Below are 25,569 nucleotides of genomic sequence, written 5' to 3' on the forward strand. Positions count from 1 at the left end.
CCTATGTTCATAGCAAACCGCTTTTCATAGAAAATAGCTCATGGGCGAGGACTCATCATCGGCACGTTAAGGTTGATACGTCAGGCTATAGCCCAACCCGCGATGGGTGCGGATGGGCGACTCTTCATCGTAAGTCATGCGCAGTTTTGAGCGCAGAGTTTTGATATGAGTGTCGACAGTGCGATCCTGGCTCTCTTCCGCCTGCGCCCAGACAATATCCATCAGTTGTTGGCGTGAGAATATGCGCTCAGGGGCCAGCAATAAGGTTTTCAGCAGCAGGTATTCATAGCGTGTTAGCCATAGAACTTGTTGATGATAGGTCACACGCGTCCCCGCTTCATCCAGCGTGAAATGACCAAACTGGTGTAGTGCGGCAGGTGTCGAGAACGTTTGTGACTTCTGTAAGCGCCGCAAGACGGTGCGAACTCTGGCGCTCACTTCACGGGGCGAAAAGGGTTTCGCAATATAGTCGTCGGCACCTATTTCCAGACCGACAATCCGGTCCAGCTCTTCGCTACGGGCGGTCAAAAAGACCACCGGCAGTTCCGGCATCTGCGCCAATAGGCGGCGGCAAAGGTCAAAACCGTTGATATCAGGCAAGCCGACATCGACGATCGCCAGTGCCGGCGGGCCGTTAGCCAGTGCCGCTAGCGCGGGCTCCCCCCGATCAAACCACCGGAGGGTAAAACCTTCGCTTTCCAACGTATAAATCAGCGTGTCGGCGATGCTCGGCTCATCTTCCACCAGCCAAATCAAAGGCTTCATCGATTCAAACCCTCATCAGCATCAAAGGAGTGGCGCAGTAGCAGGCAGAGTTGCCGCCACTCATCTTCTGACATGCTATCAGCCGCCAACCATAAACGCTTACGGGTCGAATGGTGACTAGCCTGTTTTAAGCTCAATAACACCCCATAACGGGTGATCCAGGGCTGTTTAACCACAATCCATTCGAGCCTTTTCCATAGCACCACATTGCCGGGTTTCAGCCTGATCTCACCCTGACAGGAGGTAATGTTTTTCTGGCTGCGGATACACTCAAACACCACGAGCGTCAGCAATACTAACCATAGCGCGGTATAGCCCTGAGGCCAGGGCGCGACCAGCGTGAGTATCACCAAAACACCGTGCGTCAATAAAGAGAAAAGTTGAGTGTGCCAGGATACCCGCAGGTCACATCGCCACTGGGCCACGGGCTTTATTTCGTGCTTGAATCAATTTAACCATCTGACGCAGCTCGCTATCCTGCGGCTCCCCATGATTCATCAGCCAATTAAATAAATCAGGGTCATCGCATTCGAGTAAACGAATAAAAACCTGCTTCTCATTGTCACTCAAGCCATCATATTCATATTCGAAAAATGGCATGATAGAGATATCCAGTTCACGCATGCCACGACGGCACGCCCAGTGAATACGGGCTTTATTATCGATTTCCATGTCCTGATTGACTCCTCAATGAAGGATGCTGATAGGCTAAAGGCGCTATAGTGCTATTTATTTCAATCATAGTCAGCACTCCGCCACAAAATCTGCGGCTATTGTACCTCAGATAGAGGGAATGCGGAGATTGGATAATAATGGCAAATCCGTGGAATAACTGCTTGCAAAGCTACCCGCCTATTTTACCATTGGTAGCATAAGCTCAGAGCACCTCATTGGCAGGTGCTATTTATTGGCAAGTACTTTTCAATTGCAGGTAAACAATGGCACATAATACTCCGTTCGCTGCACAACCGCCGGTCGCGTCCTCCGAGCTGCCGTTAACGCTGATTTCACTTGAGGATTGGGCACTGGTGACCTTAACTGGTGCTGATCGCGTCAAATATCTGCAAGGCCAAGTAACCGCAGATATTGATGCCCTGCCCGCTGATCAACATATTCTTTGCGCCCATTGTGATGCCAAAGGAAAGATGTGGAGCAACCTGCGGCTGTTTTACCGTGGCGAGGGGCTGGCGTTTATCGAACGTCGCAGTCTGCTTGATAACCAGCTAAGTGAGCTGAAAAAATACGCCGTGTTCTCCAAAGTGGTGATCGCCGCACAACCCGAGGCGGTTTTATTGGGTGTCGCGGGCACACAGGCAAGAGCCACGCTGGCAGAGCTGTTTGCCGAATTACCCGATGCCGAGCATCCGGTGGTACAGCAAGGGAGTAGCACGTTGTTGCACTTCTCGCTGCCAGCCGAACGTTTCCTGTTGGTGACGGATGCCGAACAGGCGCAGCAACTGGTGGATAAACTGGCTGATCGCGCGCAATTAAATAACAGCAAACAGTGGTTGGCGCTGGATATTGAAGCTGGCTTCCCCATCATTGATGCGGATACCAGCGCGCAATTTATTCCGCAAGCCACAAACATTCAGGCGTTGAATGGCATCAGCTTCAGCAAAGGGTGTTATACCGGGCAGGAGATGGTCGCCAGAGCAAAATACCGTGGCGCTAACAAACGTGCATTGTTCTGGCTCGCGGGTCAAGCCAGCCGTGTACCAGCAGTCGGTGAAGATTTAGAGTGGCAGTTGGGTGAGAACTGGCGTCGTACCGGTAGTGTGTTGGCAGCGATTCAGCTCAGTGATGGTAAAGTGTGGGTTCAAGCGGTATTGAATAACGATCTGGCGGCAGACAGTGTGTTGCGGGTGCGTGATGATGCAGATAGTGTGCTTTCTATTCAGCCATTGCCATATTCGCTGGCCGAAGAGTAACCATCAAGTCGCCATATATTGAGGTCGGTTATCCGGCCTCAATGTGTTATTTGAAAATATCAAACGTACAGATAGATCGCCATAAAGTGGCAGACACTGCCGCCTAATACAAAGCCGTGCCAGATGGCGTGGCCGAAGCGGATGCGTTTCGAGGCGTAGAAAATCACCCCCAGAGTGTACAGCAAGCCACCTATCGCCAGCAGCGCCAGCCCGCCAATCTCAAGTTTCACCGCCAACTGATAAATCACGATCAATGATAACCAGCCCATCGTCAGGTAAGTGACCAGTGACAGCACTTCAAAGCGGTGAGCAAAGGCCAATTTGAATATCACGCCAACCAGCGCCAGCCCCCAGATAACCGCCATTAAGCCTCGAGCTAAGGGAGAATCCAGCCCCACCAGCAGAAACGGCGTATAGGTTCCGGCGATTAAAATGTAAATGGCGCAGTGGTCAAACTTCTGTAGCCAGAGTTTCGCTTTGCGGTGTGGGATAGCGTGATACAAGGTGGAGGCCAGAAACAGCAAAATAATGCTGCCGCCATACAGGCTGTAGCTGGTGAGCGCTTTAGTGTCAGCCCCACTATCCACGGCTTGCACCAAGAGCAATACCAATCCGATAATGCCGAGCACCACCCCAATGCCATGGCTGATGCTGTTGGCTATCTCTTCCGCCCAAGGGTAAAGCGGGGTCGTCGGTGCCGCTGGCACCTCAGAGATTGCCGAAGTAGATGATTTATTCTTCAATACTAGTTTTCCTGAATATTATTTGTTTTATCGTACTTAATTGTTATCTCATCCGGTGAGCGCTGTAGCAGAGTATCTAATTGCACAAAAATGCCGCACTCAGATTAACTGAGAATGATTCCAGTGTACACGTGTACGCTTAAATATTCTGTCAGCACATGTAAGCTGCCATGTCGGCGGCGCATCATTCAGGAGAATAGCCGCAAACCCCGTCTGTTATTTCCCACCCGCCAGATCCAACACACTGCCCGTGACATAAGAAGCGTTGTCTGATAGCAACCAGACAATGGCTTCCGCCACTTCTTGCGGGTAGCCGCCACGTTTCATGGGGAGCAAATGTTTAACCCGATCCACTCGCCCCGGTTCGCCGCCGCTGGCGTGGATATCGGTATAAATCAAGCCCGGCCGCACCCCGTTGACTCTGATGCCCTCAGCGGCTACTTCCAGCGACAAACCGATGGTCAGCGTATCAATCGCCCCTTTGGAGGCGGCATAATCCAAGTATTCTCCCGGCGCGCCGAGACGAGCGGCGGCAGAAGAGACATTAACAATCGCACCACCATCACCACCGTGGCGATAGGCCATGCGCTTAACGGCTTCGCGGCTGCATAAGAAATAGCCGGTCACATTGGTGGTCAACACCCGATTGATGCGCTCGGCGGTTAGCCCTTCAATGCTGGATTGCGTAAACAGAATACCGGCATTATTGACCAATGCGGTGAGCGGCCCGAGTTGCGCTTCAAGTTGCTCAAACAGCGCGACAACCTGTAGCTCATCAGCAATATCAGCCTGTAATGCCACTGCCAATCCACCCGCAGCAACAATCTCGGCCACCACCTGCTGAGCAGCTTGTTGGTCATTGATATAATTGACCGCCACCCGATAGCCCTGTTTTGCCAGTAGCAATGCGGTAGCACGACCAATCCCCCGACTACCACCCGTCACCAATGCAACTTTTTTATGCATTTATAACCTCCCTATTCCACCGTGAATATTTCCTCAATTTGAGGAGTAAGCGTAGCCATTCATCAAGGAAACACCAACAAAAACAAAAGGGCCGCTTACGCGACCCTTGAGGTTATTGACAAAGTGCCAGCGGCGGAGAGAACAGGCAGATCGTAAAGACGCCGTAAAATCATCCCTGATGGCTCGAGCCGCGCCCTCCCTGGCGCGGACGCTTTACTCTTCTACCTGTCCTCTCCGTTTCAGATCGAGTCATCGAGGTTTGTCAGTAGTCTGAAAGCCCACTTACGTAACCCTTCATTTCATTGATAGCTGCACCACGTTTATTCGTAATCAGCAATAGGCACACATGAGCAAAACAGATTGCGGTCGCCGTAAACATCATCCAGACGTTTCACCGTCGGCCAATATTTGTTCTCCATCACACCGGCGATGGGGAAGACGGCCAGCTCACGGCTGTAGGGATGCTGCCAGTCACTGACCAACTCAGCTTGGGTATGAGGCGCATTCACTAGCGGGTTATCTTCCAGCGGCCATTCACCACGGGCCACTTTTTCGATCTCCGCCCGAATCGCCAGCATGGCATCAATAAAGCGATCTAGCTCAACTTTGCTTTCAGATTCAGTCGGTTCCACCATCAACGTACCGGCCACCGGGAAGGACATGGTAGGCGCATGGAAACCGAAATCAATTAATCGCTTGGCGATATCCATCTCGCTGATGCCTGTCGCCTCTTTTAGCGGGCGAATATCCAGAATACATTCGTGTGCAACGCGACCATCGTGACCGGTATACAGCACCGGATAGGCCCCTTTAAGTTGGGTCGCAATGTAGTTGGCATTCAAAATCGCCACCTGACTCGCTTGCTTCAGGCCATCGGCCCCCATCATGCGGATGTACATCCAACTGATGGGTAAGATAGACGCGCTGCCAAATGGTGCCGCAGAAACCGCCCCTTGCTGAGTGGTCATGCCATCAATTTGCACCACACTATGACCGGGAACAAAGGGCGCTAAATGGGCTTTGACGCCAATTGGCCCCATGCCTGGGCCGCCACCGCCGTGTGGGATGCAGAAGGTTTTGTGCAGGTTAAGGTGTGAGACATCCGCACCGATATAACCCGGCGTGGTAATCCCCACCTGCGCATTCATGTTCGCGCCATCAAGGTAAACCTGACCGCCAAACTGATGCACGATCTGGCAAACTTCACGAATCGTCTCTTCGTACACGCCGTGGGTGGACGGGTAAGTCACCATAATGCATGACAGCTCATCACCGGCTTCGCCCGCTTTTTGGCGCAGGTCGTGCAGGTCAATATTGCCTTGCTTATCACAGGCCACCACCACCACTGACATCCCTGCCATTTGCGCGGAAGCTGGGTTAGTACCGTGGGCAGAGCTTGGGATCAGGCAGATATGGCGGCTCGCCTGATTACGGCTCTCATGGTAGCGACGGATCGCCAGCAGACCCGCATACTCCCCTTGTGCGCCCGAGTTAGGCTGCATACAGACGGCGTCATAACCGGTCAGTTGCACCAGCCATTGTGACAGTTGACCAATCATCTGCTGATAGCCAGCCGCTTGCTCCGGTGGGCAGAATGGGTGCAGCTCAGCGAATTCCGGCCAAGTAATGGGGATCATCTCAGCGGCAGCGTTCAGCTTCATGGTGCAGGAGCCCAGCGGGATCATCGCCTGATTCAGCGCCAAATCTTTGCGCTCTAAACGATGCATATAGCGCATCATTTCGGTTTCGCTGTGGTAACGGTTAAAGACTGGATGAGTCAGGATCGGATCTTGGCGCAGCATTGAAGGCTCAATCGACTGGCTGTGCTGGCTGACTTTGGCATCAAGCTGGTCAATATCCAAGCCGTGATCATCACCAGCTAACAGGGCGAACAGCACCTGAATGTCTTCACGAGAGGTGGTTTCATCCAGCGTGATACCTACTGCACCATGAATATCAGTTCGCAGATTAATACCAAAACTCAATGCACGGGCCATGACTGCGGCTTTGTCTTTGACCTCAACCGTCAGGGTATCAAACCAGTGCTGGAAGCGCAGCGTCAGACCCGCTTGCTGCAAGCCCGCCGCCAGAATATCGGTCAGGCGATGAATGCGGCCAGCGATGCGCTGCAAGCCCTGTGGGCCATGGTAGACCGCATACAGGCTGGCGATATTGGCCAGTAGCACCTGAGACGTACAGATATTGGAGTTGGCTTTCTCGCGGCGGATATGTTGCTCACGGGTTTGCATCGCCATGCGCAGCGCAGTGTTACCGGCAGCATCGCGCGATACCCCGATAATCCGGCCCGGCATCGAGCGCTTAAATTCGTCACGGCAGGCAAAGAAGGCGGCGTGTGGACCACCGTAGCCCATTGGCACACCAAAGCGTTGAGCGGAACCGAAGACCACGTCAGCCCCCTGTTTGCCCGGTGCAGTCAGCAGCACCAACGCCATGATATCAGCGGCAACACTGGTAATAATTTTGCGTTTTTTCAGCTCAGCCAGCAGTGCACTGTAGTCATGCAACTCGCCGGTAGTACCCACTTGTTGCAGCAGTACGCCGAAAATACCGTCCAACTCCAGCACTTTTTCTGCGCGATCAATGATCACTTCAAAACCAAAGGTTTCAGCGCGGGTCAGTACCACATCCAGCGTTTGGGGATGAACATCATCGGCGACGAAGAAGCGGTTAGCGTCTTTCAACTTACTGGCGCGTTTAGCCAGCGCCATGGACTCTGCCGCTGCCGTGGCTTCATCCAGCAAAGAGGCGGACGCCAGATCCAGACCGGTCAGGTCTTGGGTCAACTGCTGGAAATTCAGCAGCGCTTCCAAACGGCCCTGAGAAACTTCTGGCTGATAGGGAGTATAAGCGGTGTACCAACCCGGATTTTCCAGCATATTGCGCAGGATCACCGGTGGTGTCAGAACTGGGCTGTAGCCCATGCCGATATAGGATTTATAGCATTGATTCTGGCTGGCAATCCCTTTCAGCTCCGCCAGCGCCTGATGTTCAGTGGCAGCATCACCCACCGGAGGCGGGCTGGGCAATTGGATATCGGCCGGAACAATCTGCTGGATCAATGTACTTAACGAGCTGGCACCCACGGCGGCCAACATCTGTTGCTGCTGTTCAGTTGAGGAGCCGATATGGCGCTGAATAAAAGCATCATTATGTTCAAGCTGGCTGAGATTCTGAGTCATTGCTACGAATTCCTGAATAGGGCATGAGACGGGAAGTTGGGCTGATTTCAAAGGGCGTTATTGTTGCAGGCAGTTTGGACTCGGACAGCGCACAGAAACCGGTACGTACACAGAGTATCTGATAATAACTAGTACGTGAGGATTTCGAGCACTGCCCGGGTTCAAAATGGCAAATAAAATAGCCCTTACTCGTCGATAGTGGCTAAATATGCTTCAGCATCTAACAAACTCGCCAACTCGCTTTCATCAGACGCTTTAATGCTGAACAACCAGCCATCAGTATAAGGCGCGCTGTTCACCAGCTCTGGTGAGCTTTCCAGCTCGGTATTGACCGCGACTATCTCACCGCTGATAGGCGCGTAGATATCGGATGCCGCTTTAACTGACTCAGCAACAGCACAGTCGCTGCCTGCGGAAACGTCGCTGCCGACTTCGGGTAAATCAACAAACACCATATCGCCCAGTAGTTCCTGCGCATGTTCAGTGATCCCGACGCTATAGACGCCATCGCCATCGGCACGAACCCACTCATGGGAAGAGGCGTATTTTAAATCTGCTGGTACATTGCTCATTGCTGCAACTCCAATTAATTTGGGTATAGAGCCAAAATTCAGGCTCGTATAATCTGGAATGATGACAAATAAACTTACTGAACGACCGGCTTACCGGCCCGCACGAAACCCGGTTTTGTGACGCGCACTGGCATTTCACGATGACGAATCTGCACTATGGCACTCTCACCGATACCGGCAGGCACACGGGCCAGCGCGATGCTGAAACCCAGTGTTGGCGAGAAGGAGCCGCTGGTGATAACCCCCACCTGCGCCTGACCCGAGGCATCGGTAAAATGCACCGGCAACTCATTACGTAATACGCCTTTTTCGGTCATGATCAAGCCGACCAGTTGCTCAGTGCCGTTAGCTCGCTGCTGCTCCAGAGCTTCACGACCAATAAACTGGCGATCTTCCGGCGACCAGGCTACCGTCCAGCCCATATTGGCGGCTAATGGCGAAACAGTCTCATCCATCTCTTGACCGTAGAGGTTCATCCCCGCTTCCAGCCGCAGAGTGTCACGAGCACCCAGACCCGCAGGTTTCACGCCAGCAGCAAGCAGTTGCTGCCAAAACTCAACCACCCGCTCTTTTGGCAGCGCGATTTCATAGCCCGCTTCACCAGTATAGCCAGTGGTGGCGATAAACAAATCACCCGCCTGAATGCCAAAAAATGGCTTCATTCCTGCAACGGCTTGCTGCTGCTCAGTGGTCAGTAACGTTGCGACTTTTTGCTGTGCCGTAGGGCCTTGTACTGCCACCAGCGCCAGATCGTCGCGCACAGTCACTTCCACCTGATAAGGCTCAGCATGCTGAGTGATCCAGGCCAGATCTTTGTCACGAGTGGCAGAGTTAACCACTAAGCGGAAATAGTCTTCGCGGAGGAAGTAGACAATCAAATCATCAATGACACCGCCGGACGCATTCAGCATCCCGGTGTAAAGGGCTTTGCCCGGTTGGGTCAGTTTGGCGACATCATTGGCTAACAGGTAGCGGAGGAATTCACGGGTACGCGCGCCGTGCAGGTCGACAATCGTCATGTGAGAAACATCAAACATACCGGCGTCTTGGCGCACGATATGGTGCTCGTCGATTTGCGAGCCGTAATGCAATGGCATCATCCAGCCATGAAAATCTACCATGCGCGCACCGCACGCGACGTGTTGGTCATACAGCGGGGTCTGCTTAGCCATCTTTTCCCTCAATATACCCGTCGCACTTGACGTCGCAGGGGACTAGCTTGCTGCCTATCCGCAACGCCAATGACTTTGGGAATAACATTAATGAGTGTTTTGTATCGGCTCCAAAACCCACTAAAAACAGGTATGAGCACCGCTACGCAAACGATACCTTTTACCCAACGTTATCACCGAATCTATTCGGTAACCATAAGCTAAAATAAGCGATAACAGAGGTTGAAGGTATAAAGTGCAGGGGTATTATGCAGAGTTTTCCACTGTAAAACTGCGTACATAGGCACACAATTAACAATTAAACAGTGAAAGTAGCGATGTTATATAACCAAACAACCAAAACCCTGTCAGATTCAACTTTTCAGGTTTTGGCTGGATGTGAGAAAAACTAATGCGAAAAACAGACTGAAATTAGATTTTTTCAACTGAGAGGAGATTTACGAGTCTGGGGATGACGCATCTAACCACGTAGGCAAATCATTTAGCCCCATCGCCTGCCGCACTAACTGCGGTTTAACTCCCGGCAAGTTATCCGCCAGTGTTAATCCAATATCGCGCAGCAGTTTTTTCGCAGGATGACTGCCCGCAAACAGATCACGAAAGCCCTGCATACTGGCAAGCATCACCGCGGCGCTGTGCTTACGGCGGCGTTCATAACGGCGTAGGTAGAGATGTTGACCGATATCTTTGCCCTGACGCTGTAAGCGCCGGAGTTCTGAAACCAGCTCGGCGGCATCCATAAAGCCCAGATTAACCCCCTGTCCAGCCAATGGATGCACGGTATGGGCAGCATCCCCGACTAACGCCAGCCGATGGGCTGCAAAGCTACGGGCGTAGCGCGCCATCAGTGGGAAGGTCTGGCGCTCGCTCTCCAATTGGCACTGCCCTAAGCGCATATCAAACGCTATGCCCAGCGTTCGGTTAAACTCCTCGGCAGGCACTGCGGCTAATTCGGCAGCGCGTTCAGGGGGCAGTGACCAAACAATGGAGCTGAGATGCGGGTCGCTGAATGGCAGGAAGGCCAGAATGCCGTCGCCATGAAAGACCTGACGTGCGGTAGCCTGATGAGGCTCTTCAGTGCGGATAGTTGCCACTAGTGCATGATGAGCGTAATCCCAGAAAGTCAGCGGAATATCCGCATGTTGGCGCAACCAAGAGTTAGCACCCTCTGCGCCAACAACCAGTTTGGTGCTGAGCATACGATCATCTGTCAGCGTGATAAAAGCTTCGCTTTCTCCCCATGCCACCTGTTTGAGGCTGGCCGGAGCCAGCAGTGTGACGTCCGCCAATTGGCTGGCACGCTGCCACAACGCCTGTTGAATCACGCGGTTTTCGATAATGTGCCCAAGATGACTAAAACCGTATTCATCCGCATGGAAAGTGATTTTGCCGAAACTGTCTTGATCCCAGACTTCCATGCCGCTGTAAGGGCTAGCGCGCAGTGCTTGAATGCCGTCCCACACGCCAATTTTTTGCAGTAAGCGCTCACTAGCTGCATTGATCGCCGAGACGCGTAACGCCAATTCACCGGTCAAGGGCTCGGGTAGGGGTTCCGGCGCGGGTTGGTGCTCAAGAATGGCAATGCGCAGGCCACTGCCCTGTAAGCCGCAGGCCAATGCCAGACCGACCATTCCGCCACCGGCGATTACTACGTCATATGATTGCATGCCGAAACATTTCCCCATGAAAATATAGACTTTATTTACCTTATAAATTTCTCGATGCAGGAAGGCGGTAAGCAAGATAATCCTGGTGAGCTTACATCAGTAAGTGATTCGGGTTATCGAGTACAGCCAACACACCTGCAACGTGAAAGATGACGGGTAAAAAATTTTAGCGCTCAACCCACCCCAGAGTACGTCGGGCAAATGCATCACGAACCACAGGCAGATACTCCATCGACATCAATGCCAGATTGCGCCCCACCACCAGCGGCCCATAGCGGTTGGCAAACAGGCGGATCAAGCCATCGGTGACACCAATAGTGGCTTGTTGATCCTGTCGCCGCCGTTGTTGGTATTGCGCCAGCACCCCGTAGTCGCCGAGATCGCGCCCCATCGAGGTGGCCTGTGCAAGGGTTTCGGCCAGCGACATCACATCGCGCAGCCCGAGATTAAAGCCCTGTCCGGCAATCGGGTGCAGTGTTTGTGCCGCGTTACCCACCAATGCCAGACGGTGGCTGACATGGCGCGAGGCGGTAAGCAGTTGTAATGGGTAGCTGTGGCGCTGCCCGACATGGCGCATTTTCCCCAACCGCCAACCGAAAGCGCGCTGTAACTCAGCCAGAAAACGGGTGTCATCCCAGCTATCAACTTGCTGTTGATCTTGTTTCGCGTGGCACCAGACCAGTGAGCTACGCCCCTGTGACATTGGCAGCAACGCCAATGGCCCATGGCGGGTAAAGCGCTCAAAGGCACGGCCTTCGGGCAGTTCTGAAGTGGTGACGTTGGCAATCACCGCAATCTGCTGGTAATCCTGCTGCTGCCATTGAATATGACAGGCGCGGGCCAGTGTCGAATGAGAACCATCGGCCGCCACCAGTAATTTGGCGCTCAGTTGCTGGCCGTTATCCAGCGTCACACTGGCGGATTCAGCCGTGCGCGCCACATCCACCACTTTCGCCGGGCAATATAAGGTCACACCCGGAGCCTTCTGCAACAAGGCAAACAGCCGTTGACCGGCGTCGTGCAACTCAATGACATGACCCAGCGCGGGCACACGATAGTCGCGGGCCCGTAAATTTACGCAGCCGGAGTGGCCGCTGTCACTGACATGGACATGATCAATGGCGGTGGCACAATCGGCCAGTACCGACCAGAGACCAATGCGGTCCAGTTGCTGGCATGTGCCCTGCGCCAGCGCAATGGCTCTGGCATCAAAACCCGGATGCGCCCGACTGTCGGGCTGCTGCGCCTCCACCAACGCGACCGGCACTTTTCCTTGCGTCAGGGATGAAATCGCCAGCGCCAGTGTCGCACCAGCCATACCGCCACCCACAATGATCACGCTCATGAGTTATCTCGCCGCCGCCATTAAGGCTTCAATGGCATCGGGATCTTTTACCACACTGGCGGTGAGGTTTTCATTGCCATCAGCGGTGATCACGATGTCATCCTCGATACGGATACCAATGCCGCGATATTGCGCGGGAACATCCGCATCTGGCGCGATGTAGAGGCCCGGTTCAATGGTCAGTACCATGCCTGGCTCAAGCGTGCGGCCACGATCGCTGTTGATATAGTCGCCGACATCGTGGACATCCAGCCCCAGCCAGTGGCTCAACCCATGCATAAAGAATAGCTTATGGGCCTGCTCCACGATGAGATGCTCGATATCGCCTTTCAGAATACCCAAATCGACCAAGCCAGTGACCATGATCCGCACCACCTGCTCCGTCACTTCGCGGATGCTGGTGCCGGGGCGGAACAGCTCCAGTGATTTGTTAATGGAGGCGAGCACGATGTCATAAATCGCCCGCTGCGCTGGAGTGAATTTGCCGTTAACCGGGAAGGTGCGGGTGATATCGCCCGCGTAGCCCTGATATTCGCAGCCCGCATCGATGAGCACCAGCTCGCCATCCCGTAGTTCACACTCATTTTCGGTGTAATGCAGGATGCAGCCGTTTTCACCGCCGCCGACGATGGTGTTATAAGCCGGATAGCGCGCACCGTGGCGGGTAAATTCATGCAGAATCTCCCCTTCCAGATGGTACTCAAACATACCGGGGCGACATTTTTCCATCGCACGGGTATGGGCCAACGCACTGATTTCACCGGCACGGCGCAGCACGGCAATCTCCTCTTCGGACTTGAATAGGCGCATCTCATGTAGCCAAGGTCGCCAGTCCGTTAAGGTCGCGGGTGCACGCAGATTTTTACGAAAACCGTTACGTAATTGTTCTAAGGCGGCAAAGACAATGTTATCCGCGTAAGCGTATTGGCCCTGCGCGTGGTAAACCACATCAAGACGATTAAGCAGCAGATAGAGTTGTTCGTCGATTTCATCGAAAGGTAATGCACGATCGACCCCTAACTTAGCGGGGGCCGCTTCTTGCCCTAAACGGCGACCAAACCAGATTTCAGCGGTTAAATCCCGCACCCGGTTAAACAGCACGCTGTGGTTATGAGTCTCATCGCTTTTCACCAGAATCAGCACCGCCTCCGGCTCATTAAAGCCAGTCAGGTAGCTAAAATCGCTGTTCTGCCGATAAGGATATTCAGAATCCGCGCTACGTGTGGCTTCTGGTGCCGCAAAAAAAATTGCCGCACTGCCCGGAGCCATCTTCGCCAATATCGCCTGACGGCGGTTCTGGTACTCTTGCTGAGTCATTATACCCTCCTGAAACATCCGGTTTTCATCATCCAACGTACAACACGGGTTCGCTTAATGTAGCGTCGGCTTGCGCATCTCTGGCGCTGTAGGTTTTTCTTGAGTAAATTCGATATGGCACAAAATAGACGCCACACGCACATACTCGATGACCTCTTCTAAAGACTGGGCCAACTCTTCTTGATCTTCATCTTCGTCATAGCCTAACTGAGCGATATTACGCAGATCATCAATGGCTTCACCCACTTCCCCTTTCACCTGCGCCAATTTCGGTTGCAGCATCCCCAGTCCTAGTAGGAAATGGTTCACCCAACCAGATAGTGCATCAGCGCGCTCAAATACCGTAATATCGTCGCCTTCAGGGATCAGCAACTGAAACATAAAGCCTTCATTTTCCAACGCATCTTGTGTTGCTTGATGTAACTGCTGTAACTGCAAACCCAGCGTTTGTGGGAAGGCAACGCCGTCGTTGGTCAGATCATGCACCATCACGCGCCAGCCCTCGTCTTTACTGCCGCCGCAGAGCATGCCGCTGATGAGTCCATGCATTTCAGCAGGGGTTAATGCCACTGCTTGCTGGTTCAACGCCAGGGCAACGGATTGATAAGTTGGTAATGTATTCTCTATAGACATGCGTATTGGTCATCGTTGGCTGGATAAGTTCATGTTATGCTACCATCAAGCTCAGTCCCTATACCAGAAAACGCATAGCCACAAAGTGGTTGTATCTTGGTAAACAGGTATATATAGTGACGCCCGCTTTGCAGCTACGAGCAATTTGTCTCTGGTTTTCAAGGCTGGCGCGAAAATTAGTCAGGAAGGTGGCATGTCTGCACAACCGGTAGATATTCAAATTTTTGGTCGCTCGTTAAGAGTTAACTGTCCGCCAGAACAACAAGAAGCGTTGAATATGGCTGCAGAAGATCTTAACCAACGGTTGCAAGATCTTAAAGTTCGCACTAGAGTCACAAATACCGAGCAGTTAGTTTTTATCGCGGCATTGAACGTCTGTCACGAATTAGCTCAGGAAAGGTTGAAAACCCGTGACTACGCATCCAATATGGAGCAACGTATTCGGATGTTACAACAGACCATTGAACAGGCGTTGCTTGAACAAGGTCGCATCTCTGAACGTCAGGATGCACAGTTTGAATAAATCTCTGTTGAATGATAGATTCAATAGCGAGTAAAGAATTTCTCTGAGGTGTTTGCCAGCGGGCCCGTCCCCTGAGCCGATAATTAATACCAACAGAATGTAGTGCCTCCGTAACCGGTGCGCATGCTCGGTCCGCCGAGAAGCCTTAAGGTTGCGACGCTGCGTTCACCTTGAACCATGGGTTCAAGGGTTACAGCCTGCGGCGGCATCTCGGAGATCCCTTTCTTATCGGGTAACTGATATTTTGAGTTATCACGTTCGATGTGACATAAGCCATTCTCCACGCCTTTAAGTCAATCACATGCTTTTAAGCCCGCAACATGCTTTGAATCCACAACACGCCCTTGAGCGGCAAAACATTCGTCAAGAAATTCGTGAGCGTCGGCGTCTTTTAACGCCTGAACAACAGCGGCACGCTGCCGATTTGGCCACCTGTCATCTCGCTGCCCATGATAAAATTCATCAGGCCAGCACTGTGGCGCTATTTCTTTCCTTTGATGGCGAGCTGAATACCGGCCCTATCATTGAGATGTTGTGGCAGCAGCAAAAACAGGTTTACCTGCCGGTTCTCCACCCTTTCAGCCCCGGTAATTTATTATTTCTCCGCTATCGCCCCAACAGCCAGCTCATCCGTAATCGCCTGAAAATCCTGGAACCACAGCTTAATGTGCGTGAGGTTCTGCCCCTCAATCGACTGGATGTGATGATAACGCCGCTGGTGGCCTTTGATAGCCATGGACAGCGCTTAGGGATGGGTGGCGGTTTTTATGACCGCACGCTACAACACTGGCAGCAAGGTGGCCCCTATCCCATTGGACTGGCTCATGATTGCCAACGCGTCGAGTATTTACCTAGTGAATATTGGGATGTGCCTTTGCCGGAGATTGTGACACCCGAGAAAGTGTGGCGCTGGTGAGACTGAGTTTTTAGGCGATAAAAAACCCGATATCAGCAGATACCGGGTTATCAGGTGCTATTCGCTATCTATACAGTAAATACTAATACAGTAAACGTGCGCGGATAGTCCCTGGAATCGACTTCATGGCCTGCAACGCTTTTTCTGCATTTTCCGCATCATCCGTTTCAACATCGATCACGACGTAACCGATTTCAGCGCTGGTTTGCAAATACTGCGCGGCAATGTTGACGTTCTGCTCAGCAAAAATTTTGTTAATGCTGGTCAGAATGCCTGGGCGATTCTCATGGATATGCAGCAGACGACGGGTGTTATCGCCATGAGCGGGCAGAGAAACTTCCGGGAAGTTTACCGCTGACAGCGTAGAGCCGTTGTCGGAATACTTCGCCAGTTTACCGGCCACTTCGTCACCGATATTCTCCTGCGCTTCCTGAGTTGAACCACCGATATGCGGAGTCAATAGCACATTGTCGAACTCGCACAATGGTGAATTGAACGGGTCTTTATTGGTAGCGGGCTCTTCAGGGAAGACGTCGATTGCTGCCCCCGCCAGATGGTTACTCGCCAGAACCTCACACAGGGCCGGGATATCAACCACCGTACCGCGAGAGGCGTTAATCAGCATCGCGCCCGGCTTCATCAGGGCCAACTGCTCAGGGCCAATCATGTTTTTGGTGGAGTGGTTTTCCGGCACATGCAGGCTGATCACATCACTCATATTCAGCAAGTCAGACAGGTGGCGGACCTGTTGTGCATTCCCCAACGACAACTTATTTTCGATATCGTAGAAGAACACTTTCATCCCGACACTTTCAGCCAGAATCCCCAACTGGGTACCGATATGACCATAACCGATGATACCCAGTTTCTTACCACGGGCTTCATAGGAGCCGACGGCCAGCTTATTCCACTCACCACGATGGGCTTTGGCGTTCGCCGACGGAATGCCCCGGAACATCAGCAGTAACTCGCCCAGCACCATTTCGGCCACCGAACGGGTATTGGAGAAAGGCGCATTGAATACCGGCACACCGCGCTTGGTGGCCGCCTTTAAATCAACCTGATTGGTACCGATACAGAAACAACCTACCGCAACCAATTTTTCTGCTGCGGCAAAAACTTCTTCGGACAGATGCGTGCGCGATCGAATTCCGACGAAGTGGGCATCACGAATAGATTCTTTCAGTGATTCGGTGTCTAAGGCACCTTTATGGTATTCAATATTGCTATATCCGGCTGCACGCAGATTATCAACTGTGCTCTGGTGCACCCCTTCCACTAACAGAAACTTAATTCTGTCTTTCTCCAGTGATACTTTTGCCATGTCCCCGACCCTATTTTCAGACTTCAGATGTGGCTGCCGCTATCGAATGAATCCGGTCAGCACCCTGTCAACATAACAAATATTACGCAGGCAGCAATACAAACGATTGCCTACCTATCAGCATAACAATCAGCACGAATGTTAATTTATGGAATAAAAAACTGGCGGTGAGCGGGTTGATGGCAGGTTAATAAATTGAAATGACGAAATGTGATATATATCACCAAATTTAACGTTTTTAAGAAAAGATATTTAAAGACAAAAAATGATCAGGATGAAGCAACGTCACCTCATCCTGAAAATGATTTAGCCGATTATTTTACTATCGTCTTAACACCCTCAGCGGTGCCAATCAGTGCCACATCAGCGCCACGGTTGGCAAATAACCCCACCGTCACAACACCGGCAATTCCGTTGATTTTATTCTCTAACGCAACGGCATCCAAAATTGTCAGATTGTGCACATCCAAAATAACGTTGCCGTTATCGGTCAGCACATTTTGGCGATATTCAGGTAGCCCACCTAGCTTAACCAATTCGCGCGCCACATAAGAGCGGGCCATCGGGATCACTTCGACGGGTAGCGGGAACTTACCCAGCACATCAACCTGTTTGGTCGCATCGGCGATGCAGATAAACTTGCGGGCGATCGCTGCAATGATTTTTTCACGGGTCAGAGCCGCACCACCGCCTTTGATCATCTGCATATGGCCGTTAATTTCATCCGCGCCATCAACATAGATATCCAGCACATCCACTTCGTTGCAATCAAAGACATGAATGCCGTAACTTTTCAGTTTCGCGGTAGAAGCGTCAGAGCTGGAAACCGCCCCTTCAATTTGATTTTTGATGGAGCCGAGGGCATCAATAAAGTGAGCTGCGGTTGAGCCGGTACCCACACCGACAATAGTGCCGGGTTTGACGTAATCTAATGCTGCCCAGCCCACTGCTTTTTTAAGTTCATCCTGAGTCATGGTGAGTTCACTGCCTATGGTATGAAAAAACTGTATCCATTATAGAACATGCACAGGATAAAACGTCTCAATAAAGCGGGCTTACGACGCGGTTAATTCTAGCTGGATCACAGTTATACCGGTTTATTTATGGCGGGCACTTTAGTGGTCAGCCAAAGCAAAATGACCAAAATGTGGCGGCAAAATGTGGCATAGTGCCGTATCGACTTAATATTTGGAGAGATGACTCCGATGAAACGCCCAGACTACCGTACGCTACAAGCGCTGGACGCGGTGATCCGTGAACGCGGTTTTGAACGCGCTGCACAAAAACTTTGCATCACACAATCGGCGGTATCTCAACGCATTAAGCAGTTGGAGAACCTGTTCGGTCAGCCGCTGTTAGTGCGCACTGTGCCCCCGCGCCCCACAGAACAGGGGCAGAAACTGCTCGCGTTGCTGCATCAAGTTGAGTTACTGGAAGAGGAGTGGCTCGGCAATGATAACGGAGTGGACACGCCGCTGCTGCTCTCACTGGCGGTCAACGCCGACAGTCTGGCGACCTGGTTGCTACCAGCATTGAAACCGGTGCTGGCAGACTCCCCTATCCGGCTGAATTTGCAGGTTGAAGATGAAACTCGAACCCAGGAGCGGCTACGCCGTGGTGAGGTGGTGGGAGCGGTCAGTATCCAGCCACAACCGCTGCCGAGCTGTTTGGTCGATCAACTGGGCGCGCTGGACTATCTGTTTGTGGCGTCCAAACCCTTTGCTGAGCGCTACTTCCCCAATGGCGTGACCCGCTCAGCCTTGCTGAAAGCACCCGCGGTGGCCTTTGACCATTTGGATGATATGCATCAGGCGTTTTTACAGCAGAATTTTGATTTATCACCCGGCAGCGTACCCTGCCATATCGTTAACTCGTCGGAAGCCTTTGTGCAGTTAGCAAGGCAAGGCACGACTTGCTGCATGATCCCACATCTGCAAATCGAAAAAGAGCTGGCGTCAGGCGAATTGATTGATTTGACACCGGGGCTACGGCAACGGCGGATGCTGTTCTGGCATCGCTTTGCACCAGAAAGCCGGACGATGAGGAAAGTGACTGACGCCCTGTTATCTTACGGGCGTCAGGTATTGCGGCAGGACTGAATTATTTGGCAGCAGTGGTCGCCGTTTGCAGCTCAAACACCACATCAACCTGATCATCAAACTTGATGGTCTGCTGTTCGTAGGTTTGGGCAGCATCCGTGGCTGGTGCCGCTTCAGCACTCTTAAACATGCGGGCTACTGGCATTGGCTGGTAGTTCGCCACATGGTAACGGATGCTGTAAACCGGCCCCAGTTTGACCTTAAACCCTTCGGCTAAAGAACCGGCTTGGCTAATGGCGTTATCAATGGCTTTTTTACGCACCTGTTCGCGGTAGGTGTCTGGGTTTGCGACCCCAAGCTCAACGGCGCGAATCTCATTCAGACCCGATTTCAGCGCCCCATCCAGCAACTCATTCAACTTATCAAGCTGGCGTAGGGTGACCTGAACCTGACGCACCGCTCGGTAACCCTTCAATACCGCTTCACCGGTTTTCTGGTAATCGTATTCAGGCTGGGTGCGAATATTAGCCGCATTGATATCTTTCTTATCAATACCGCTTTTACGTAAGAAATCAAAATATTGCGCGACGCGGGTATCTGCCTGTTTCTTAGCATCGGCAGCATCTTTGGCCGACACACTGACCTCAATGGCGATGGTGGCGATATCCGGTGTTGCATCAACACTGGCCGTGCCGGAGGTGACAACATGCGGCCCTTCTGGCACTTCGGCAGCCTGAACTTGTAGCGCCAAAGGTAACGTCCCTAATCCCATCATTGCGGCCAAAGCCAATGTCTTCAACTTCACGGTGCCTCCTAATATATGCATGACAAATAAGTCTACGTTTACCAGATAACCAGTGAATTCAATCAGCCACAAATATATTTGCAGTTAATTACACTTGCTGGAATCTTATTGGCAGCGTGATTAATTTGCCGTCGATAATCCCGTTAACACATCAACCGTAGCATATCTTATGAAGCATGGGATTCGGATTAATGATAAAAATTCACAGATTTAATCCCTGTAGCGCCAACTGAAATGCAATAAACCACATCACGCCCCCCACCAGTAAATTAATCACCCGCTGCGAGGTTGGGCGGTTAAGCCAGGGTGATAGCCATGCCGCCAGCAACGCCAGAGCAAAAAACCAAGTAACAGAAGCGCTTACTGCACCGAATGCAAACCAAGGGCGGACATCCGGTAGCAGTTGACCACCAAGGCTGCCCAGCACCACAAAAGTATCGAGATAGACATGGGGGTTGAGCCAGGTCACCGCCAGTAGTGTGACCAGGATCGGCCAGCGGCCCTGTGCACCTGAATTGGCAGACGCGGAGGCGCTATCACCTCGCCACGCGGCGACTAACGCCCCCCAGCCATACCACAGCAAGAAAGCCACCCCACCCCAAGTCACTAGTGCCAGCAGTAATGGTGAGCGGCTCAGTAGAGCGCTGCCACCAAAAATACCCGCACAAATGAGGATGATGTCACTCAGGGCGCAGAGTGATGCACTCATCAAATGATGCTGGCGCTTGATACCCTGATTCATCACAAAGGCATTTTGTGGCCCAAGGGGCAGAATCATGGCGGCACTGAGGGCGAAGCCTTGCAAAAATACAGCTAACATACTGTTACCTTTAAATAAGACCCAGAAATGACTGAGCACCCAGGAGAACGATTAGCAGCATAGTACGAGGAGTTAATCATCAGAGGAAATTGATATTTCTTATCAACTATAAGTAAAACTAATAATCGATAAATTGAAGCACGTTGGTGAGAAGAGGAGAAGATAAACGGGCCGATCATAGCCCGTTTTGGCAGAGTTTACTGCGGCCCGACATTTATGCCGATGGGGTAGATTCCGCTTTGGCTACCTGATGTAAATGTACATCCATCTGTGGGTATGGAATGCCAATGTTATGGGCATCCAACGCGCGTTTGAAGTTCTCCATCAGATCCCAATACACCTCCATCGCATCGCCGTTAGTGGTCCAGACACGTACCGTGAAGTTCAGGGAAGAGGGAGCCATTTCATTGAGGCGAATCGTGACGCCGAGATCGTGCATAATACGCTTATCAGCAGCAATGATGTCACCCAGCACTTTCTTCACCGCATCAATATCCGCATCATAGGCTACGCCGATAACCATATCGGTACGACGGTTTGGTTCACGGCTAGTATTGATGATGTTATTGGCGATGATTTTGCCATTTGGCACCACAATGATTTTGTCATCAACGGTGCGCAGAGTCGTAGAGAAAATCTGCACCTGTACCACAGTACCTGCCACGCCGCCCAGATCGACATACTCACCCGCTTTAAACGGACGGAAGGCCACCAACAGTACACCGGCAGCAAAGTTGGAGAGTGAGCCTTGCAGCGCCAAACCCACGGCCAAACCGGCGGCCCCGATAACGGCAATCACTGATGCCGTCTGCACACCAAGGCGGCCCAATACCGCGACGATGGTGAAGGCCAGAATACTGTAACGCGCCATTGCCGCCAGGAAATCCGCTACCGTGACATCAATGCCCCGTAACTTCATGACCCGGCCGAGCATGCGCGAAACAACCTTGGCGATGATCGAACCGACAGTCAGAATCAATAGTGCCGCGACAAGATTAACCGCATACTGAATCAGTAAATCTTGGTTATCCACCAACCAGGTACTCGCGTTATTGATACCATCAACTACGTTTAATTCTTCCATTTGAACCATCCTACAAAAAGCTCCCGACGGGAGAGATTACGCAAAAAAATCACCGCAAAATGCTGGCTGATAAGGCAGACAGCTTATCTAGGGTAACCAACAATGGAGAGTGTTGCCAATTGAGATAGCACTGGATAAAGCTGAAAAGCATCGATTTCGCTGCTAAACAGGTATTTTTAATTATTCAATAATAGAAAGAACTGATTATTTATAAAATACGTCTTTGTTGGCAAACCCTATATTGAGGTATCCGAAAATTCCAACTAGATAGCGGAAAGGAATATTTCATGCATAGAAATAAAATAAGACTGGCACCACTCGATTTCACTCCCGTTACTCAAGTTGAAACAACTGTTCCTTTAACTGAGAGCGATAAATTGAAAGAAATGCTCAAGGAGCATCAGGCAGAGCTCAAGAATAAAATAAAACAGCAATATCCAGATTATAAGCTAGCAAATATTGATGAAAAATATAAAAGACATGGCGATATACACACTCCTCTGGGCACTGCTATTACTGCGCCAGATGGTACGTATTTGCCAGCCAACCATATCAAATTAGGGACGCCTAAAGGGGTCATCCGCAGTCAGTTTCCGACAGAGGATGCTGTTCATTTATATCGTGATACGCTGGCTGAAAAGCGCATAACCGTATTAGTCATTATCGGTGAAGACCGTATTCTTAACTCTCCTTTTGAAAGAAAACCTTATCCTATTTATTTTAAAGACCCCCAATATAGTTATAACGATGCAGAATCTTTAGCTGAATTTAAGGATGTTCCCTTACCGACTGATGTCTCTATTGAGTGTTTCAAACTCAAACTGCCAAATCAGCAGGATATTAATCATACTGGCAAACCTATCGGCATTCCTGTTATTCATGTCAATCAGTGGCCAGATCATGAAAGCCTATCTGTTGAAAAATTGGAAGAATTAGCGAGATATGTCAATACAATCCATAGTAAAAAATATTCTCTTTATGAACAGGGGGGGAGCCGGGCTGCTGGCACCGATCAAAAAGCGCTGCCATTCATTCATTGCAGTGCCGGTGCTGGGCGTACTGGGCAGTTAATTGCCGCCATGGAGTTAATCGATCCAGATTCGACTCGGAGTCTGGAATCCATTATTAAAGACATGCGTGAACAAGGTGGCCCATATATGGTGCAGGCTGAGGACCAAATGAATAAGTTAATTACTTTAGCACAAAAGCACGGTAAACCACTTTGGGCTAAAGACGAACAGCCCCAAGGGGTACCGCAAGCATCAACTTCGGCGCAGTATACAGCACGCTTTATTTAGGGCATCCATCCAACGAAAAAAGGCCCCGAAGGGCCTTTTATATCGCGTGAATCAGTATCAAATTACAGAACGTCTTTCGCGTTCAGTTCTTCAAATGCTTTTTCCAAACGAGCGATCATCGTCACCTGTGCAGCACGCAGCCACGCACGTGGATCGTAGAATTTCTTGTTAGGTTTGTCCGCGCCTTCTGGGTTACCCAGTTGGCCTTGCAGATAGCCTTCGTTCTTTTTGTAGTAGTTCAGAATACCTTCCCACGTCGCCCATTGGGTGTCAGTGTCGATATTCATTTTCACTACGCCGTAGCTTACTGCTTCTTTGATTTCAGCAGCAGTCGAACCTGAACCACCATGGAACACGAAGTTCAGGCTGTTGTGCGGCAGGTTGTGTTTCTTAGAAACATAATCCTGAGAATCACGCAGAATAGTCGGGGTCAGTTTCACGTTACCTGGTTTGTAAACACCGTGTACGTTACCGAAAGAGGCAGCGATGGTGAAACGTGGGCTGATTGCGTTCAATTTTTCGTACGCGTAATCAACGTCTTGTGGCTGAGTGTACAGAGAAGATGCGTCCATGTGGCTGTTGTCCACGCCATCTTCTTCACCACCAGTACAACCCAGTTCGATTTCCAGTGTCATACCCAGTTTCGCCATGCGAGTCAGGTATTTGCTGCAAATTTCGATGTTCTCTTCCAGGGACTCTTCGGACAGGTCAATCATGTGAGAAGAGAACAGTGGTTTGCCGGTCGCTGCGAAGTGTTTCTCGCCTGCGTCCAACAAGCCGTCTAACCATGGCAGCAATTTCTTGGCGCAATGGTCAGTGTGCAGGATAACAGGAACACCATAGTGCTCAGCCATTTGATGCACGTGATGGGCACCAGAGATAGCACCCAGAATCGCAGCGCCTTGGCCTTCTGCTTTCACGCCTTTACCTGCGATGAATGCTGCACCACCGTTAGAGAACTGAACGATTACCGGTGCACGCACTTTGGCTGCTGTTTCCAGCACTGCGTTGATAGAGTCGGTGCCGACACAGTTAACTGCTGGCAAAGCAAAGTTGTTTTCTTTTGCTACTGCGAACACTTTCTGAACGTCATCACCTGTGATGACACCTGGTTTTACGAAATCAAAAATTTTAGACATGTACGTTGTCCTGTTTCGTCGACTGAAGATAGCAGCTATCCGATGGGATAGGCCCTAAATGTAAATCGGTTTCGCTTACCTAGCTGCATGAGCTAAAAGCGAAACGGGTGGCTTTCGCCCCCCGTTATCTAAATTACTGCTTAGCGCGCTCTTCCAGCATCACAACCGCTGGCAGTTTTTTCCCTTCTACGAACTCAAGGAATGCACCGCCACCAGTAGAGATGTAGGAGATTTTGTCAGCAATGCCGAACAGATCGATTGCTGCCAGCGTGTCACCACCACCTGCGATAGAGAATGCTTCGCTGTCTGCGATTGCACGAGCAACGATTTCGGTCCCTTTACGGAAGTTAGGGAACTCAAACACGCCAACCGGGCCATTCCACAGAATAGTTTTGGCGTTTTTCAGGATCTCAGCCAGACGTTGTGCAGACACGTCGCCCAAGTCAAGAATTTGCTCATCATCTTTGATTTGATCAGCAGGTTTCAGTGTTGCAGCGGCAGTTTCAGAGAACTCGGTCGCAACACGAACATCTGTTGGAACTGGGATATCGCAAGTTTCCAGCAGGCGTTTTGCTTCTGGAATCAGGTCTGCTTCGTACAGCGATTTACCGACATTGTGGCCTTGAGCGGCAACGAAGGTGTTTGCAATACCACCACCCACAATCAGCTGGTCAGCGATTTTAGACAGCGCACCCAGCACAGTCAGTTTGGTTGAAACTTTAGAACCACCCACGATAGCAACCATTGGGCGCGCTGGGTTACCCAATGCTTTACCCAAGGCTTCCAGCTCTGCTGACAACAGCGGGCCGGCACACGCGATAGGGGCAAATTTACCCACGCCGTGAGTCGATGCCTGAGCACGGTGAGCAGTACCAAATGCATCCATTACATACACATCACAAAGTGCGGCATATTTTTTGGATAGCGTTTCGTCGTCTTTCTTCTCGCCTTTGTTAAAGCGAACGTTTTCCAGAACAACCAACTCGCCAGCTGCAATTTCAACGCCGTCCAGATAATCTTTCGCCAGACGTACCGGAGCAGACAATTTGTCTTTCAGGTAGTTAACGACGGGCAGCAAGGAGAACTCTTCGTTGTACTCGCCTTCGGTCGGGCGACCCAGGTGAGAGGTAACCATTACTTTCGCGCCTTGCTTCAGTGCCGCTTCAATGGTCGGCAAAGATGCACGGATACGCGCATCAGAAGTCACTTTGCCATCTTTTACCGGAACATTGAGGTCCGCACGGATCAGCACGCGTTTGCCAGCCAGATCCAGATCGGTCATCTTAATTACAGACATGGTGAATCCTCTTGTT

25 protein-coding genes and 1 other RNA gene are annotated in these 25,569 nt (G+C 51.3%); 6 read left to right on the forward strand and 20 right to left on the reverse strand.

Annotation, left to right across the window (positions count from 1 at the left end):
- Window positions 1-66: 66 nt before the first annotated feature.
- Genes creB through sdhE form a run of 3 tightly spaced genes read right to left on the reverse strand, consistent with a single transcriptional unit; the run spans window position 67 to window position 1,437 of the window.
- Window positions 67-765: a two-component system response regulator CreB gene (creB, locus tag ACZ76_RS05090; protein WP_048617388.1), complete on the reverse strand. Its 699-nt coding sequence runs from the start codon at window positions 763-765 to the stop codon at window positions 67-69.
- Window positions 762-1,190, reverse strand: coding sequence for a protein YgfX (locus ACZ76_RS05095; protein WP_048617390.1), 429 nt, complete (start codon window positions 1,188-1,190; stop codon window positions 762-764). Before ACZ76_RS05095 ends, creB begins: the two co-directional genes overlap by 4 nt.
- The gene (gene sdhE, locus ACZ76_RS05100; RefSeq protein WP_004706797.1) at window positions 1,171-1,437 is read right to left on the reverse strand and encodes an FAD assembly factor SdhE; all 267 of its coding nucleotides are present in this window, start codon (window positions 1,435-1,437) and stop codon (window positions 1,171-1,173) included. The genes ACZ76_RS05095 and sdhE overlap by 20 nt, the downstream gene beginning before the upstream one ends.
- A gap of 266 nt (window positions 1,438-1,703) precedes the next feature.
- Here sdhE and ygfZ point away from each other — a divergent pair, with 266 nt between their 5' ends.
- Window positions 1,704-2,693, forward strand: a complete 990-nt coding sequence (ygfZ, locus tag ACZ76_RS05105; RefSeq protein ID WP_048617393.1) for a tRNA-modifying protein YgfZ — start codon at window positions 1,704-1,706, stop codon at window positions 2,691-2,693.
- A gap of 59 nt (window positions 2,694-2,752) precedes the next feature.
- Here ygfZ and trhA read toward each other — a convergent pair whose 3' ends face one another.
- From trhA to ACZ76_RS05150, 10 genes are all read right to left on the reverse strand, one after another.
- Window positions 2,753-3,436, reverse strand: coding sequence for a PAQR family membrane homeostasis protein TrhA (trhA, locus tag ACZ76_RS05110; protein WP_144413892.1), 684 nt, complete (start codon window positions 3,434-3,436; stop codon window positions 2,753-2,755).
- A 216-nt stretch (window positions 3,437-3,652) separates the two neighbouring features.
- Window positions 3,653-4,402, reverse strand: a complete 750-nt coding sequence (locus ACZ76_RS05115; RefSeq protein WP_048617395.1) for an SDR family oxidoreductase — start codon at window positions 4,400-4,402, stop codon at window positions 3,653-3,655.
- 33 nt (window positions 4,403-4,435) lie between these two features.
- Window positions 4,436-4,582, reverse strand: a complete 147-nt coding sequence (locus ACZ76_RS19730) for a gluconate 5-dehydrogenase (protein ID WP_390621184.1) — start codon at window positions 4,580-4,582, stop codon at window positions 4,436-4,438.
- Between the two features lie 140 nt (window positions 4,583-4,722).
- Window positions 4,723-7,602: an aminomethyl-transferring glycine dehydrogenase gene (gcvP, locus tag ACZ76_RS05120; protein ID WP_048617397.1), complete on the reverse strand. Its 2,880-nt coding sequence runs from the start codon at window positions 7,600-7,602 to the stop codon at window positions 4,723-4,725.
- A gap of 185 nt (window positions 7,603-7,787) precedes the next feature.
- Window positions 7,788-8,174: a glycine cleavage system protein GcvH gene (gene gcvH, locus ACZ76_RS05125; RefSeq protein ID WP_048617399.1), complete on the reverse strand. Its 387-nt coding sequence runs from the start codon at window positions 8,172-8,174 to the stop codon at window positions 7,788-7,790.
- Between the two features lie 74 nt (window positions 8,175-8,248).
- Complete coding sequence (gene gcvT / locus ACZ76_RS05130) at window positions 8,249-9,346, reverse strand: glycine cleavage system aminomethyltransferase GcvT (protein WP_048617400.1); 1,098 nt, start codon at window positions 9,344-9,346, stop codon at window positions 8,249-8,251.
- Between the two features lie 437 nt (window positions 9,347-9,783).
- On the reverse strand, window positions 9,784-11,013 hold the full coding sequence (gene ubiI, locus ACZ76_RS05135; RefSeq protein WP_048617402.1) for an FAD-dependent 2-octaprenylphenol hydroxylase: 1,230 nt from the start codon (window positions 11,011-11,013) through the stop codon (window positions 9,784-9,786).
- Window positions 11,014-11,179: 166 nt separating this feature from the next.
- The gene (ubiH, locus tag ACZ76_RS05140) at window positions 11,180-12,358 is read right to left on the reverse strand and encodes a 2-octaprenyl-6-methoxyphenyl hydroxylase (RefSeq protein WP_048617404.1); all 1,179 of its coding nucleotides are present in this window, start codon (window positions 12,356-12,358) and stop codon (window positions 11,180-11,182) included.
- 3 nt (window positions 12,359-12,361) lie between these two features.
- Window positions 12,362-13,675 carry a Xaa-Pro aminopeptidase gene (pepP, locus tag ACZ76_RS05145; protein WP_048617406.1) on the reverse strand — a complete coding sequence of 438 codons (1,314 nt, stop codon included), beginning with the start codon at window positions 13,673-13,675 and terminating at the stop codon, window positions 12,362-12,364.
- A 54-nt stretch (window positions 13,676-13,729) separates the two neighbouring features.
- Window positions 13,730-14,308, reverse strand: a complete 579-nt coding sequence (locus tag ACZ76_RS05150) for a YecA/YgfB family protein (protein ID WP_048617408.1) — start codon at window positions 14,306-14,308, stop codon at window positions 13,730-13,732.
- 193 nt (window positions 14,309-14,501) lie between these two features.
- On the opposite strand from ACZ76_RS05150, the gene zapA reads away from it, so the two are divergent.
- From zapA to ACZ76_RS05160, 3 genes are all read left to right on the forward strand, one after another.
- Window positions 14,502-14,831, forward strand: a complete 330-nt coding sequence (gene zapA, locus ACZ76_RS05155; RefSeq protein ID WP_048617411.1) for a cell division protein ZapA — start codon at window positions 14,502-14,504, stop codon at window positions 14,829-14,831.
- 37 nt (window positions 14,832-14,868) lie between these two features.
- Window positions 14,869-15,052: non-coding RNA, 6S RNA (gene ssrS, locus ACZ76_RS18150), on the forward strand.
- Between the two features lie 80 nt (window positions 15,053-15,132).
- Window positions 15,133-15,747: a 5-formyltetrahydrofolate cyclo-ligase gene (locus tag ACZ76_RS05160; protein ID WP_048617413.1), complete on the forward strand. Its 615-nt coding sequence runs from the start codon at window positions 15,133-15,135 to the stop codon at window positions 15,745-15,747.
- Window positions 15,748-15,829: 82 nt separating this feature from the next.
- Here ACZ76_RS05160 and serA read toward each other — a convergent pair whose 3' ends face one another.
- Together serA and rpiA are read right to left on the reverse strand one after the other, a co-directional pair.
- Window positions 15,830-17,071, reverse strand: a complete 1,242-nt coding sequence (gene serA, locus ACZ76_RS05165; RefSeq protein WP_048617415.1) for a phosphoglycerate dehydrogenase — start codon at window positions 17,069-17,071, stop codon at window positions 15,830-15,832.
- Between the two features lie 314 nt (window positions 17,072-17,385).
- A complete protein-coding gene (gene rpiA / locus ACZ76_RS05170) occupies window positions 17,386-18,045 on the reverse strand; it encodes a ribose-5-phosphate isomerase RpiA (RefSeq protein ID WP_048617417.1) in 660 nt (219 codons plus the stop codon).
- 231 nt (window positions 18,046-18,276) lie between these two features.
- On the opposite strand from rpiA, the gene ACZ76_RS05175 reads away from it, so the two are divergent.
- Window positions 18,277-19,170: a LysR family transcriptional regulator ArgP gene (locus ACZ76_RS05175; protein WP_005277835.1), complete on the forward strand. Its 894-nt coding sequence runs from the start codon at window positions 18,277-18,279 to the stop codon at window positions 19,168-19,170.
- Between the two features lies 1 nt (window position 19,171).
- On the opposite strand, the gene ACZ76_RS05180 is transcribed toward ACZ76_RS05175, so the two are convergent.
- The 3 genes from ACZ76_RS05180 to mscS form a co-directional block, all read right to left on the reverse strand.
- On the reverse strand, window positions 19,172-19,915 hold the full coding sequence (locus ACZ76_RS05180; protein ID WP_048617420.1) for an oxidative stress defense protein: 744 nt from the start codon (window positions 19,913-19,915) through the stop codon (window positions 19,172-19,174).
- Between the two features lie 202 nt (window positions 19,916-20,117).
- Complete coding sequence (gene argO, locus ACZ76_RS05185; RefSeq protein WP_048617422.1) at window positions 20,118-20,735, reverse strand: arginine exporter ArgO; 618 nt, start codon at window positions 20,733-20,735, stop codon at window positions 20,118-20,120.
- A gap of 214 nt (window positions 20,736-20,949) precedes the next feature.
- On the reverse strand, window positions 20,950-21,819 hold the full coding sequence (gene mscS / locus ACZ76_RS05190) for a small-conductance mechanosensitive channel MscS (RefSeq protein ID WP_048617423.1): 870 nt from the start codon (window positions 21,817-21,819) through the stop codon (window positions 20,950-20,952).
- Between the two features lie 287 nt (window positions 21,820-22,106).
- On the opposite strand from mscS, the gene ACZ76_RS05195 reads away from it, so the two are divergent.
- Window positions 22,107-23,117, forward strand: coding sequence for a protein-tyrosine phosphatase family protein (locus tag ACZ76_RS05195; RefSeq protein ID WP_048617425.1), 1,011 nt, complete (start codon window positions 22,107-22,109; stop codon window positions 23,115-23,117).
- A gap of 62 nt (window positions 23,118-23,179) precedes the next feature.
- On the opposite strand, the gene fbaA is transcribed toward ACZ76_RS05195, so the two are convergent.
- Together fbaA and pgk are read right to left on the reverse strand one after the other, a co-directional pair.
- Window positions 23,180-24,256, reverse strand: a complete 1,077-nt coding sequence (gene fbaA / locus ACZ76_RS05200; RefSeq protein ID WP_004876708.1) for a class II fructose-bisphosphate aldolase — start codon at window positions 24,254-24,256, stop codon at window positions 23,180-23,182.
- Window positions 24,257-24,389: 133 nt separating this feature from the next.
- Window positions 24,390-25,553 carry a phosphoglycerate kinase gene (gene pgk / locus ACZ76_RS05205; protein WP_048617428.1) on the reverse strand — a complete coding sequence of 388 codons (1,164 nt, stop codon included), beginning with the start codon at window positions 25,551-25,553 and terminating at the stop codon, window positions 24,390-24,392.
- Window positions 25,554-25,569 lie beyond the last annotated feature (16 nt).

The organism is Yersinia aleksiciae, from assembly GCF_001047675.1.
GTDB classification, from domain to species: Bacteria; Pseudomonadota; Gammaproteobacteria; order Enterobacterales; family Enterobacteriaceae; genus Yersinia; species Yersinia aleksiciae.